This is a genomic window from Chromatiaceae bacterium (assembly GCA_024235395.1).
Taxonomy (GTDB): domain Bacteria; phylum Pseudomonadota; class Gammaproteobacteria; order Chromatiales; family Chromatiaceae; genus Thiosocius.
Window position 1 is genome coordinate 1,333,880 of the sequence record JACKMK010000001.1, and the last position, 13,609, is coordinate 1,347,488.

13 protein-coding genes are annotated in these 13,609 nt (G+C 64.1%); 4 read left to right on the forward strand and 9 right to left on the reverse strand.

Going from position 1 to position 13,609, the window contains the following annotated elements; translation table 11 throughout:
* Nucleotides 1–20 precede the first annotated feature (20 nt).
* Nucleotides 21–461: a sel1 repeat family protein gene (locus H6955_06225; protein MCP5313132.1), complete on the reverse strand. Its 441-nt coding sequence runs from the start codon at nt 459–461 to the stop codon at nt 21–23.
* Nucleotides 448–957 carry a DUF4442 domain-containing protein gene (locus H6955_06230; GenBank protein MCP5313133.1) on the reverse strand — a complete coding sequence of 170 codons (510 nt, stop codon included), beginning with the start codon at nt 955–957 and terminating at the stop codon, nt 448–450. Before H6955_06230 ends, H6955_06225 begins: the two co-directional genes overlap by 14 nt.
* Before the next feature lie 134 nt (nt 958–1,091).
* Here H6955_06230 and glcF point away from each other — a divergent pair, with 134 nt between their 5' ends.
* Nucleotides 1,092–2,315: a glycolate oxidase subunit GlcF gene (gene glcF, locus H6955_06235; GenBank protein ID MCP5313134.1), complete on the forward strand. Its 1,224-nt coding sequence runs from the start codon at nt 1,092–1,094 to the stop codon at nt 2,313–2,315.
* A gap of 10 nt (nt 2,316–2,325) precedes the next feature.
* On the opposite strand, the gene H6955_06240 is transcribed toward glcF, so the two are convergent.
* Nucleotides 2,326–3,141, reverse strand: a complete 816-nt coding sequence (locus H6955_06240) for an inositol monophosphatase (GenBank protein ID MCP5313135.1) — start codon at nt 3,139–3,141, stop codon at nt 2,326–2,328.
* Between the two features lie 148 nt (nt 3,142–3,289).
* Here H6955_06240 and H6955_06245 point away from each other — a divergent pair, with 148 nt between their 5' ends.
* Entirely contained in the window at nt 3,290–5,260 is a 1,971-nt protein-coding gene (locus H6955_06245) for a transglycosylase SLT domain-containing protein (protein MCP5313136.1), read from the forward strand.
* Here H6955_06245 and H6955_06250 read toward each other — a convergent pair.
* From H6955_06250 to H6955_06260, 3 genes are all read right to left on the reverse strand, one after another.
* The gene (locus tag H6955_06250) at nt 5,249–5,872 is read right to left on the reverse strand and encodes a sel1 repeat family protein (protein MCP5313137.1); all 624 of its coding nucleotides are present in this window, start codon (nt 5,870–5,872) and stop codon (nt 5,249–5,251) included. The two genes, H6955_06245 and H6955_06250, sit on opposite strands and share 12 nt — an antisense overlap.
* A gap of 36 nt (nt 5,873–5,908) precedes the next feature.
* Nucleotides 5,909–8,239, reverse strand: a complete 2,331-nt coding sequence (locus tag H6955_06255; GenBank protein MCP5313138.1) for a hypothetical protein — start codon at nt 8,237–8,239, stop codon at nt 5,909–5,911.
* 66 nt (nt 8,240–8,305) lie between these two features.
* Nucleotides 8,306–8,755 (reverse strand): Rsd/AlgQ family anti-sigma factor, encoded by a 450-nt coding sequence (locus H6955_06260; GenBank protein ID MCP5313139.1) that lies wholly within the window; start codon nt 8,753–8,755, stop codon nt 8,306–8,308.
* Between the two features lie 145 nt (nt 8,756–8,900).
* On the opposite strand from H6955_06260, the gene H6955_06265 reads away from it, so the two are divergent.
* Nucleotides 8,901–9,524: a hypothetical protein gene (locus H6955_06265; GenBank protein ID MCP5313140.1), complete on the forward strand. Its 624-nt coding sequence runs from the start codon at nt 8,901–8,903 to the stop codon at nt 9,522–9,524.
* Nucleotides 9,525–9,632: 108 nt separating this feature from the next.
* Complete coding sequence (locus tag H6955_06270; GenBank protein ID MCP5313141.1) at nt 9,633–10,589, forward strand: complex I NDUFA9 subunit family protein; 957 nt, start codon at nt 9,633–9,635, stop codon at nt 10,587–10,589.
* A 7-nt stretch (nt 10,590–10,596) separates the two neighbouring features.
* Here H6955_06270 and H6955_06275 read toward each other — a convergent pair whose 3' ends face one another.
* The 3 genes from H6955_06275 to H6955_06285 are packed head-to-tail and all read right to left on the reverse strand — an operon-like array spanning nt 10,597 to nt 13,505.
* The gene (locus H6955_06275) at nt 10,597–11,685 is read right to left on the reverse strand and encodes an aminopeptidase (GenBank protein ID MCP5313142.1); all 1,089 of its coding nucleotides are present in this window, start codon (nt 11,683–11,685) and stop codon (nt 10,597–10,599) included.
* 4 nt (nt 11,686–11,689) lie between these two features.
* Nucleotides 11,690–12,397, reverse strand: coding sequence for a hypothetical protein (locus H6955_06280; protein ID MCP5313143.1), 708 nt, complete (start codon nt 12,395–12,397; stop codon nt 11,690–11,692).
* A complete protein-coding gene (locus tag H6955_06285; GenBank protein MCP5313144.1) occupies nt 12,384–13,505 on the reverse strand; it encodes an SAM-dependent methyltransferase in 1,122 nt (373 codons plus the stop codon). The genes H6955_06280 and H6955_06285 overlap by 14 nt, the downstream gene beginning before the upstream one ends.
* Nucleotides 13,506–13,609 lie beyond the last annotated feature (104 nt).

Sequence of the window (13,609 nt, forward strand, 5' to 3'; positions counted from 1 at the left end):
ACGCCCATCGCGACGGTCGATCAGAAATCGTCGAAACCGGCCTTTCGGAACCACTCCCTGGCCTTGTCTTCGTCGCGGTCCACGCCGTTTCCCTCGCGATACATCATGCCGATACTGGTCATCGCTCCCTGCAGACCCTGATCGGCGGCGCGGCCGAACCATTCCAGGGCCTTCGAGCCGTTGCGCTCGACGCACTCGCCCTCCATGTACATGAAACCCAGGCCATGTTGTGCCAGACCCAGCCCCGCCTCGGCGGCAGACTTCATGTAACGAAACGCCAGCAACTGATTCTCGACCATGCCCAGACCATTCTGCGCCATGATCGCCATACGGTACTGCGCTTCAGGATCCCCCTGCTGCGCCAACGGGGCCAGCAGGCGGGTCGCCGCGGTGAATTGTTTGGACTCGAATGCGGCAATGCCGCTGCTGAGGTCCATGTCCAATCCGTCATCTTGCGTCATCGTCGTGTTCACTCCTGTTAAGTCCACCTCCGGCGCGATAGCCGGAGGGGCGGATCGCAACCTGACAGCGCACCACGACGCAGACACGTTCGTGGCGATCGTAAAACGCATACTCCAGCAGGGGAGTCGCCCGACCACGCCGCGCCAGTTCGGCACGCGTCGCCTGCTCCTGCTGTGCATCGAATGCAAACCGCAACTCCAGGTCCGACCGTCCCTCATGTCGAAAATCCAGGTCCAGACGCCGCGTCCAGACCAGGTGACCCGGGAACAATCGGTTGCAACTCAGCGCCGCGATCGGGTCTGCGAGACAGGCCACCGCACCGCCGAACATGCTGCCCCCGGGATTGCGATTGGCGCGCAACGGCAGGCGCAGGCGTACGCGACGCCAGTCGTCGCTAAGTTCCACCACCCGGACCCGCATCGCGCGAAACGGCGGGAACCACTCGAGCCGCCGTGCAGGCGACAGGTGACGTCGCACCCACTGAGGGATTCGCATACTCTTATACCACCACCCGGTCATCGACAAACGCCGCAGAATGGCAGGAAATACCAGTCTGATCTGCGTCGCAAACGCACGCGCCAGGCAGGTTAAACTGGCAACCGGTCAGATTCCATCGAACCCAGGGCAACATGCAGACAGCGCTCGCCGACTTCATTCGCGACACCTCTCAGGGCCGGGAGGCAGACCAGATACTGCGCGCCTGCGTGCATTGCGGCTTCTGTACCGCCACCTGCCCGACCTACCAGTTGCTCGGCGACGAGTTGGATGGCCCCAGGGGACGCATCTACCAGATCAAACAGGTGCTCGAAGGCGAGCCGGCAACGGCAAAGACCCGCGAACACCTCGACCGCTGCCTGACCTGCCGCTCGTGTGAGACGACCTGTCCCTCGGGCGTCAATTATCACCGGCTGCTCGACATCGGCCGCGACGAGGTCGAACGACAGGTCCCCCGGTCCGTTTCGCAGCGCCTGTTTCGCCGCCTGTTGATCGAGGTCCTCGCCTACCCAGGGCGCTTTGGCGCATTGCTGCGTCTCGGCCAGAGCGTGCGCCCACTGCTGCCGCCTCGCCTGCGTCGCGAGATTCCACCTGCCCGATCGCTGCAGCGCGCGACCTCGCAGGTGGATGCCGCACACCGGGTCATTCTGCTGGAAGGCTGTGTCCAACCGGGCCTCGCTCCGGAGATCAATCACGCGCTCGAGACGGTGTTGCAACATCTCGGGATCGCCATTCAACGCACCCCGGGAGCCGGCTGCTGCGGCGCCTTACCCCATCACCTCAGCGACAGCGAGCGTGCGCGCCAGATGGCGAGGCGCAACATCGATGCCTGGTATCCGGCGCTCGCCACGGGTGCAGAAGCGTTGGTCGTTACTGCGAGCGGCTGCGGCGCCCATATCCAGGACTATCCCAAGTTGCTGGCCGATGACGCCGAGTACGCACCGAAGGCCAGGGAACTGGTCGATCGACAACGCGATCCCTTGCAGTTTCTCGATGGCGCCGCGCTCGATCGGCTGAACATCCGGCCACGCAAGGCGCGTGTCGCCGTGCACACCCCCTGCACGCTGCAGCACGCACTGCACATCAACGGCGCCATCGAAAAGCTGCTGACCCGACTCGGCTACGAGTTATGCCCGGTGAACGATGCACATCTGTGTTGCGGTTCGGCAGGCACCTATTCGATCCTGCAGCGCGGCCTGTCTGCACAGCTCCGGGAACGGAAGCTGCGTGCGCTGACCATCGACCACCCCGATCTGATCGTGACCGCGAACATCGGCTGCCTGATGCACCTGCAAGAGCACGAAGGCGTCCCGGTCGTACACTGGCTCAACCTGGTCGCCGACGACCTGAGTCAATAGCAGGCGGTGCTCAGGCGAGTGCCTCACGCAGCCAGGCGCGCCAATCGGCGAGCAGTCTTGCATCCGTCGCCGCGATCGCGATCCGCGGTCCCAGTGCAAGCTGTTCGAACCACTGTTGGTCTTCGAAAGCGCTCAATACGCCACCCTGCACACCGCTTTCGCGGGCGACCAATCGGCCGGCAGCGTAGTCCCACAGTTTCTGCCCCCCGTGCAGATACAGTTGGCATCGCCCGCTGGCCATCCAGCACCAATCGAGTGCGACCGAGCCGAAACTCCGTTGTGACCGGTAAGGCGACCGCTCGGCCAGCGCCTTGATCAGCGCGGGCGGCAGCCGTTTCAGATCGACCATAGCCATGCATTCGCGCAGCGTAGACGGGGCATGCGCAACCGAAAGGCGTTTCCCGTTCAGCCAGGCGCCGAGGCCGCGCAGCGCGCTGAAACACTCGTCGCGCATCGGATCGTAGACCACAGCCGCCTGAACCTGACCGTCACCGAGCAGGGCCAGCGACACTGCGAAGAAAGGGATCCCGGCGGCAAAGTTGCTCGTGCCATCCAGTGGGTCCAGACACCAAAGGCCGCGCCGCGAGGAGTTCAACAGCGCCTGCTGTTGTTCTGCCGACATCTCCTCACCGAGCAGCGCAAACGCCGGCCAAATCCGCACCAGTTCGGTGCCCAGACGGCGTTGCATCGCGATATCTGCAGCGGTGATCAGCGAGCCGTCGGTCTTGATGTCTGCACCGACGACGTTGAAGCGCGCACATAGCTCTTCGCCAGCGGCAGCGCGCACGAGATCGCACAATTGTTTCAGCTCGGTTTCGTTGATCATCCTGGTTAAAGCCTGTCGAATGGCTGCCGATAACATAGTGGATCGATCTGCACTTCGTCTCAATGACATCGAAGGGGGAATCCCCTTATTGTCATGTATCGTCGCAACGCCTACGCTGAACGCGTTTGCCAACCGGGATGTCGCCACGATGCCTAAGCGTGTACTCTCAGTCTTGTTTCTGCTGGTCACCGCATGGTGGATGACACCCACCTCAGCCGGTGACCTGGAACGACAGAGAAACTCCTTTCTTGCAGCCGAAAAAGCACTGGACGGCGGCGCAAGCCGCGAGTTCAGACGCCTCAGCAAAGAGTTGCGCGACTACCCGCTCTACCCCTATCTCGAATATCGTGCGCTGTCCAAACGGATCGACCGGGCAGACAACGGCGATATACGCTCGTTCCTCGAAACCCATGCAGATACGCCATTGGCAGACCTCATGCGCAATCGTTGGCTCGACCAACTCGCGCGGCGTCAACGGTGGTCCGACTACCTCGCGTTCTACCGGCCGACGTCCGATATCACCCGCCGCTGTCACCAACTGCACGCGCTGATCGCTACGGGCAAGACGGCACAGGCGTTTACCGAGGTACCGGAGATCTGGTTGTACGGCAGGTCGCGTCCGAGCGCCTGCGATCCCGTGTTCGCGGCATGGGAACGCGCCGGCCTGCGTACTGACGGGATGGTCTGGCAACGTGTAGAAAAGGCCATCGACGCCGGAGAGACCCGGCTGGCGGATTACCTGGCGCGCAGCCTGTCGAAACCCGATCGGGCGTGGGTGAAACAGTGGATCGCACTGTTCAAGTCACCGGACCGTGCCGGCGAACTGGAACGGTTCCGCGAAGCCCATCCTTATCGGGAGGCGATGCTCGCATTCGCAGTTCGCCGTAAGGCCCGCTGGGACGGGTTGGAGGCACTGGCGCTCTGGCAACAGGTCAAGCCACGTTATCCATTCAGCACGGAGCAGATCAACGAGACCGAGCGCTACATCGTGCGTAATCTGGAACGCAGCTATGGCGACCTTGCCTACGATTTCGTCCGCTCGGTCGACTTTTCCGACGCCGATATCAAGTCCCACGAGGCACGAATCCGGACAGCGCTGTTGCGTGAAGACTGGAAGCGCGTCATCGCATGGATCGCAGTACTTCCACAGGCCATAAGAGAGCAGGACCGCTGGTCTTACTGGCTGGCCCGCGCGCTGGAAGGAAGCGGCGAGACCGCCGCTGCCAACGCACTGTACGCCAAGACCGCGGGTGAACGAACCTATTACGGATTCATGGCGGCCGACCGGATCGGTGGCGAGTACCACCTGGACCACAACGAGACGCCGGCGCGGACCGAACTGTTGGACGAGGTCGCCGCGATGGACGGCGTGCGCCGCGCCGAGGAGCTGTTTCGACTCGAGCGCTGGACCGAGGCGCGCCGGGAATGGCGCGAGGTCACTCGGAACATGGACGCGGAACGCCTGAAAGCCGCTGCGAAGATCGCCGAAAGACACGGCTGGCATGATCGGGCCATCTTCACGCTGGCGAAAACCGGCTACTGGGACGACCTGGAACTCAGGTTCCCAATGGAGCACGCCGACCTGGTCGACCAGAACGCCAAGCTGCAGGGTATCGAAAACGCGTGGATCTTCGCCGTCATGCGCCAGGAAAGCGCATTCATGAGCAATGCCTATTCGCATGCCGGCGCTGTGGGCCTCATGCAGCTGATGCCCGCGACGGCGCGCAACGTGGCACGCAATGTCCTGAAACGCCGGCCACCGCGTCGCCAGGACCTGCTCGAACCGGATACCAATATCGCGCTGGGTAGCGCCTACCTGAAGCAGATGAAAGGCGAGCTGGGCGACAGCGCGGTGCTGGCCACCGCGGCCTACAATGCCGGCCCGCACCGGGTCACCCGCTGGCTACCGGAGCGGACGCTGCCAGCCGATATCTGGATCGAGCTGGTGCCGTTCGAGGAGACGCGCGGCTATCTGCGTCGCGTGCTCGCCTACACGGTGATCTACGAGAAACGCATGGGCCGCACGCCGACGCGCCTGAACGAGCGCCTGCATCCGGTACCGCCCGACCTCGGATTGATCGGCAGCCGCGATACCGCCCCGCGCGCATCAGCCGGTTGAGGCGCCCCCGGTCATCCGCTCGCGAACCTGCTGGACCGTCGCCGGATCCATCCGCCTGATCAGGTGCTTGACGTAGTCTTCGGCCCGTTTGCTGCCGTTGATGTGCGCCAATGTCAGCCACTCCAGCGCCACGGCGTCATCCCGCTCGACCCCCTTGCCTTCCATGATCATCTTGCCGAGGGTGAGTTGCGCATTGGCCAGTCCCTGCTCGGCCGCTTTCAGGTACCAGCCGACCGCCGTCGCGACATCCTTTTCCACCCCGTACTGTGCGAAACGGTACATGGTGGCGACCAGGTACTGGGCCTTCGCGGACCCTCCCTCGGCGGCGATCAGATACAAGCGCCGCGCGCTGTCCTCGTCGACGGCGGCACCAACACCATTGGCGTGCATCCACGCGAGCGTCAGCAGCGCGCTTTCGTGACCCTGTGCCGCCGCTTTCCCGAACCAGCCTCGCGCCTGCGCATAGTCCAATGCGGCACCCTCGCCGTTGCCGTACATCACGCCGAGGCGAAACTGGGCCTCGGGATTTCCGGCCTGCGCCGCCTTGCGCAAGGCCGCCTCGGCGCGCAATTGGTCTGGGTTGAAGGTCGCGGTGGTGTTGTCGTCTGGCATGTCAATCTTCCGTCGCCTGCATCTTAACGGGCGATGTCAATCCGAATGCCCCATGGCCGACGCGGTTTCGGAGCTGGCCTCGGCGAGGCGTGATGCAACCCGGGCAGTCAACTGCGGATCTGCGACCACCTCGTAGAACCGACGACCTTCGTCGTTCTTCTCCAGCAACTGATTGCCGATCCAAAGTTTGACGGGCCGTTCGCGGATCACCAGCCCGTGCGCCACGCCGTTGGTATCGGTACAGCTACCCGCATACAGCGTGGCGCTCCGCAGGCTTCCACGCCTGCGCATGGTCAATTTGCGCAACGAGACCTCGACATGCAGTCGGGTGAACGCCGCCGGTTCCAACTCGATTCCATTCACGTTGTAGCGCACCAGTGTTGCATCGCGCTCATCACCCTGCATCGGCAAGGCGACACACAGGCCACGATGCCCCGGTTGCGGGCAGGTTTCTCGCAGCAGGGTATTGCACGACGCCAGGCTGCGGGCCCGGTTGATCGCCGGAGAGATCGTCACCCGCCGGCTCTGATCGTAGAGGTAGGTGGGCGCCTCGTCGGCGTAGCTGATGCCGATCCCCAGCTCGATCTGCGGCAGACCGATACGCCGGTGTTCGGCATTCATGGTGTCAACCAGATGCAGAATCCGGGTCGCGAGACAGCAAGCGCGTGCCACCGCGAGGCGATCGGCGGCCTCGCCACCGTGCTCGAGGATCGACAGCATCAACGCATCACCCTCCACGGCCACCTTCTGTGCGCCGAACGGATCGAGCAGACGCGTGATCGGGTCGTAAAAATAACGACTGAAATGCGCGGCCGGGTTCAGATTACGACGACGCATTTCGCCGGTGATCCGGTCTGAGCCGCGCACCTCGGTGCGGATGATCACGTGACCGACGACATTTCCCTGGGCGTCGAGCGCGAGATCGTCCAGGCAGAACACCTGCAGCGTGTTGTTGGCCAGTGACAACGCCTGTTCACGCTCGTCGTTCAACAGACGGATGCTGTCCATCGCCCTGAACATCCGCCATGCATGTTTCAGGTCGCGGCGTAATCGCAGCACGTCTCCTGCAAACCTGGCCAAGGTCTGACGTCGGCCGTAGGCCGGGTTCCTGGCGTGTTCACGGTTCAACTGGTCGATGCGGCGCAGCAGCTGCACGGCGTTGCTCACACCATCGACACCCGCCAAGCGTCGGGTCATCTCGCGCTTGCCAAGATCGCCCTTGAGATACTCGTAGACGAGCGTCTCGGCATCCTGCAGTCCGAGCGTGGGATAGATTGCCGACAACGCATAAGAGGCGCGTACCGCGCGCGCCAACTGGGCGTCGCGCAACGCGCGCTCGAAACGACGATTCAATGCGAGCTGGAGCGTCGCGATCCGCGGGTGGTGCCAATGGAACGGTTGTGGCCAGGCAACCTCCGCACCGCCCAACAGGGCGGTCGCATTGACAGGCAGGTCCAGCCAGTTGGCCGACCAGTCGGCCAGCTCACCTTCGCTGACCAGTAGACGCACGCGCCGCTCGGTCGCGATCAGTCCGAGCGACCCAGCCTTGTCACCACGTGCGGCGGCAACCGTGCCGGCGGCGACCGTCCCGTTGCCGGTAGCGATGCGCGCGCTTTGCGGCAACCAGTCGCCCAGTACGTCCAGCAGGCAAAGACCCGCGCGACGCGCATCGTCCTCGGCGTACAGCACGGCAGGATAGATGCGGCTGAAATCCCCCAGTGCGCCGAACCCGTCGAGTTGCAGGATCGGGTTGGTCAACAGGGTCTCGGCAACCGGCCAGGAACGGCCGAGCACCGATTTGCGCAACTTGCGCAGACTTTCGTGCTCCAGGCGCATCAGGTCGCGTACCGCGTGTCGTGCCACCCGATAGCGGACATGGCCGACGTTTCTCGCGAGGACCGACGACTGATGGTGGATCTGCAACCCCCGGCCATCGACTCCACGGTCCGCCTTGTGTCGCGCGTCTTCGAGATCGTTGCGCACACGCGTCAGCTCCGCATCGGTCAGATCCAGCAGCAGCCGCAGCACCGCCACCTGGAACAACTGCACGCGTTCCAGGCGGTGTGAACTGCGCGCCTGTTTGACCACGGCGTTATGCAGATCCAGCAGCACGCGCCGAAATCCTTCGCCGATCGAATCGCTGCGCGTATCGGCCGGTTGCCGCCAGATCCGCTGCAGGTTTTCGCGTACCAGCGCGGCGATGTAGATTTCTGCGGCACGGCTGATCGACGGCCCCAGCGCCACATCGATGTGCAGATTGTCGATGCCGCGCGGAAACCCCTCCAGGCGGAGTCGCTCGAATCGTGTGCGGGCGAAGCCCTCCTGAACCGCCTGTTCGGGCGGCAAGGAGGCTCGCAGACGGGACAACAGGCGGGCCATCGACTCAGGCGGGACAGATCATGGCCGGCAGCGGTCGGGCGTATGCCGAGACAGCTAGCGGGTGGTCAAGGCCTGGATGATGCGATCTTCCATCTCGATGCGCTGTGCCAACTCCTCGCCGAGTTTGCCCAGGTCCCGGTCGAGCTGTTTGAGGTCCAGGGTGTGATCGGAGGCGTCGTACTTATCGTTGAACTCCACCGCCACCTCCGAGGCCTCGGCGATCTTCGGATAGACCTCGCGGGCCACCTCGACGACCTGCGTTCGCCGCTCGCGTCCGGATACGATGCGCTCGTAGATCTCGAAATGGCCAAACGCGGAGTAATCGATCAGGACCTGGCAGAACTCCTGCAGCACGTCCACGCCCGGATTGTGTTTCGCGTAGGGTTCCAGGCCGGCGACCCGGCAGAACATGGTCAGCATCTGCTGACGCTCGTCCAGCAGCTTGCGCACCATCTCATGGGTACGTTGGCGGCGGTCTCTCTCTTTCGGTTCGCTCATGGTCATTGTTTTGTTCTCGACGTCTCCGCTGGCGACGCTAGTTTACCCCGAATCCCCCGCCCGTAAACCGCTGCGGCTCAAGGAGCTCGCCGACCGCCGTCGCACCCCCGATGGGGTTCCCAGTAGCCCCCCGCTGTGGAATATTGAGCCCGTGAAACGAGCCCTGACGATTTGCCTCTGCGGCGTGCTGCTGGCCGGCGTGCCGCAGCCGTCGAATGCGCTGTACGGCGACGACAACCCGTTCGTCGAGGCGATGCTGCGCATGATGGAGATCTTCGGACTGATCAACCGCGGTTCGCTGCCGCTCGGAGTCCCCTACCTGCCGAGCTACGGACAGTCCATGATGCCGGGACTCGGTGGAATGTCGGGGCTCGGCGGCATGCCCGGGATGTCGCCGTTGTATGGCATGGGTGGCATGCCTGGCATGTGGCAGGTCCCTGGCGGCGGCTGGCCCACCAATGCCCTGCCGGGCCAGTTTCCGGGGATGATTTCCGGGCGCTATGGTCAGACGGTGAACGCTGCGGTGAGCGGTTACCTCGACGGCATCTGGGATCTCACCAACGGCGGCATCGTGATCATCAAACGCCAGGCCGCGCGGCTGTACGTCGCGCGCGATCGTTATCAGGACTTCACGATCGGCTACGACCGCCAGTATTTCTGGTGGACTCCAAGGGGCGGCAATACCACCACGCACTACCGTTACCAGATGCGCGACGGTCGCATGGTGTTACGCGACAACGACGGCCAGGTCCTGCTCATGCGACGACGCAGTTGAACCCGCGACTGGCACGTTCGCGCTTGAGGCAGCCGGCAGTGCGCGGCACAATCCGCGCGGTGGCATCGGTCGCTTTCAACCTCTGAGACAGGTTCGCCTGAAATATTACTGAGCATGAAGATCGCAAACATCGCGCTGATTGGCGGTTCGGGGTTCGTCGGCAGACACCTGGTGCGACACCTGCGCAATCGTGGTTACCGGTGTCGGGTCATCACCCGCCACGCCCACCGCCACGCGGACCTGCGCACTGCGGCTGAATTGGTAGAGGCCGATCCATTCGACCGCGGCCAACTGACCGAAGCGTTGCGTGGCTGCGAAGCCACCATCCACTTGGTCGGGATCCTGAACGCCGACGGCGAGCGGCGCAGTTTTCGCCGTGTACACGTTGAACTGGTCGAAAACGTGGTTGCCGCCTGCCACGCTGCCAAGGTGGTGCGACTGCTGCACATGAGCGCGCTGAACGCCGACCAGGCGAGCGGCGGCAGCCAGTACCTGCGCAGCAAGGGCGAGGGAGAGAACCGTGCGCATACCCACGGCAAACCCGGGATCGCGGTCACCAGTTTCCGCCCATCGGTCATCTTCGGTCCCGACGACAGCTTTCTGAACCGGTTCGCGGCACTGCTGCGGATACCCGGTCCGATGCCGTTGGCCTGCCCGGGCGCGCAACTTTCGCCGGTCTATGTCGGCGACGTGGCCGCGGCATTCGCCAACGCGCTGGAGGACCCGGCGACGTTTGGCAAACACTACGAATTGTGCGGGCCACGTACCTATACCCTGGCGCAGCTGGTGCGTTTCGTCGCTGCGCAAAGCGGTACACGCAAAGTGATCATCGGGCTACCCGATTGGGCGTCGCGCCTGCAGGCGGCGATCCTGCAATATGTACCTGGTCGGCCCTTCACGCCGGACAACTATCTGTCTCTGGGCGTACCGAGCGTATGTCGCGAGGACGGACTGGCGGCACTGGGCGTCACGCCGACATCGCTGGAGAACGCCGGTGCACGCTTCCTGCGTGGCGAAGACAAGAACCGCCTTCTCGATCAGCTACGGCAGACCAGCGGCCGTTGAACAGGCATCAGTCGGCGGCAGCGACACTGGCGGTATGCGGAACACCCCGTGAGCCAGGGGCCAGCCGATCCAGATAGCGGGCACGCACCGCGGCCGGCAGTGTCGCAAGACGTCGGCAGGCCGTATGAAAGGCGTCCATCCGGCCGCCAAGCTGACGCAGCATCGCGGACAACGCAGGCTGCCAATCGGAATAGGTCGAGATACTCGCGAAGTGCGCATTGTTCAGCGGCCGCGCGAACCACCAGTCGTAGCCCGCGTAGCCACCCCACTCCACCTTCTGCAGACGGTACCGCTGCTGCAGTTCTCCGAGAATCCGCACCTTGCCGGTGCGCAGCGCCGCGCGGTCCGTCGTCGACGACGCGTAGAGCGCGGTGAGCTGCATCCGCGTGTCACTCAACAGCTGCAGGAAATCCGCCCGGCGCCGGTCACGCTCATCCGCCTGCCGACGCTGCGCCTCGTCGCCCCGGCTCTGCAACCAGCGCCGACGCCCCTCGTGCTCCACGACACTTGCGTAGGCCTCGTTGAACGCGCTGTCGCCGGCGAGGTACAGCGCTTCGTGCGCCAGCTCGTGGAATACCAGGCCCGCGATGTCCGCCAACGGCCAGTCGATCACGGTGCTGGGCAGGGGGTCGTCGAACCAGCCCAAAGTGGAGTACGCGGGTACCGGGTCGACCGCGACGTCCCAGCCGTCGCGCCGTGCCCGTTCCGCGTGTTCCAGCGCCGCGTCGTGACTGAAATAACCACGGTAGCTGGCACACCCTACGACCGGATAACACCATTCGCGTGGCTGTAAGCCGTCTGGCGGTGCGGCGACCAGGCTCCAGACCGCCGCCTCACGGTCAAGTGCGGCGTAGCGCCGGAAACTGCCACTGTGCGGCAGCGCGAGTTCGCTTACCGCGAAGCGACGCAGTTCCGGGAGCGCGCTCAGGCGTTCGCGAACCGCAGCGCTGGTCCGTGGATCGCCGACAACCTGATCGATCGGACGTGCAGCGCTGAGCAGGGCCGCTTGACCACGTGCTGACTGCGCATAGTACGCCACGCTGCTGCACCCGCTCAGCGCGAAAAGCCAGCAGCCGAGCAGAATCGCACGCCGCATCGTCTCAGATGGGGAAGAACACCGCTGACGCGACGCTCTGGATGACGTTCTTGATCTGGCGGTTGGTGCTGTCGACCACTACCTGTGCCATCGAATCCTGCAGCGCGATCAATTTGCCCGCGAGCCGTTCAAAGCTCAAATCGCCGTTACCGTCCAGCGAATTACTGAGCAGATAGAGCTGTCCGGTAGGGTCGCGGTCGTGCCGCAGCTTCCAGAATGCAATCTCGAAATTGCGCGCCAGGTAGTGCAGCTTTTGCGGATCGAGGCTGTCGTGCAGGTAGAAGGTCCGCTTGCCGCCGTAGCCGTCCAGCAACATCGTGCGCAGCCCCTCGACGAATGCGGCGACGCGGTCGCCGTAGTAGGCATCGTCGAATGCCAGACCGATGGCCTCGGCCGAGCGCCGCCCACCCAGATCCGGATGTCGCGACAGACGCCGCACCCCGAACAGCGCCTGAAGTGCCGCCCCCTCGGTGTGGTAGCGACCACGCCGCAGTTGATTGGGGTTGCGCACGTACAGTTTGCGCGCGAGTTCGCGCAGGTAGCCGAGACTCTGCCGGATATGGATCTCGGTGATCATGTCGACATCGCTCTTGGCGATCGACTGCAGCTGGAAATCGCTGCGCCGCACCGGTTGCTCCCGCGACGGCGCCGACCCGCAGGCGGCGAGCAGCGCGGCAAGAAAGACGGGTACGACTGGTCTAAAGGCGTTCACGCAGGTCCCTCGTCCGAAAACCGGCCAATGTGGCCGGCGTATCGGCTGCCAGTGCGATCACCTTGAACCGTTCACCCATCTCGCTCGGCAGGGCCAGGCGCTTGACCCCCTGCATGACCTGCATCGAGTGCGCGATATCGGCGAAATCCAGTTCGGAGACCTGCCGGTCGAGACCGTTGTCGATCAGGAAATGCGCCTGGGTGGTATAGCCGGCGAGTTGCATCCCGGCCGACACTGCGGACTGCGCGACCGCACTGAAATCGACGTTGGCGGTGATGTCCTGCAGCCCGGGCAGCAGGTAGGGATCGGCATAAGCGCGGTGCCGAAAATGGCAGATCAGGGTGCCTTGCCGGCGTTCCGGATGATAGTACTCACGCTGGGTGTATCCGTAGTCGATCAGCAGCAGGTAGCCGCGTTCCAGACGCGATGCCAGCGCCGCCAGCCAGGGACCGAGACGCAGGTTGATCTCCGAGCTGTAACCCTCAGCGACATCGACATCGCCGGGCCAAAGGCGTGCGAGTGCCTCGACCAGCCCGGGGCTGTGCACCGCTGTCCAGTGGTCTTCGAATGACTCGTCCCGCATCACGACCGCCAGTTCCTGCCAGCCGTCCGCGCCGCGCCGGAACCGGTGCACCGGCATCGCATCGAGCAACTCGTTCGCCACCACGACGCCGACGAAACCGGCCGCCGGCATACCATCCAACCACTCGACCCGGTCCAGCAGTTGCGGCACCCGCTCGGCCAGCGTTGCGCGCTGCAATGCACGCAAGTCCGGGCTGACCTCCAGGATCAGATAGCGCCGCGGGAGACTTTCCAGACGCGCCAGCTGCAGCAGCATATCGGCGGCCAGGCGCCCCGATCCGGCACCGAACTCGAGCACACTGCCACCGTCCATATGACCCAGGCACTCGGCAACCTGGTTCGCGACACAGGCGCCGAACACCGGTGACAACTCAGGGGCAGTGACGAAATCGCCACCCTCACCAAGTTTGCGTCGGCCGTTCACGTAGTAACCGAGACCCGGCGCATACAGCGCCAGTTCCATGTAGCGGTCGAACGGCAATGCCCCGCCGGCGGCACGAATCGCCTGCGCGAGATGCGCACGCATCGCGCTCAGCAGCGTCTGCTCGGCCTCGTCCAACGCAGGTAGATCCAAACAACGCCTCCGACACGCGGATGAACGGAAGACCCCGGCCGATTGGTATAGTCACC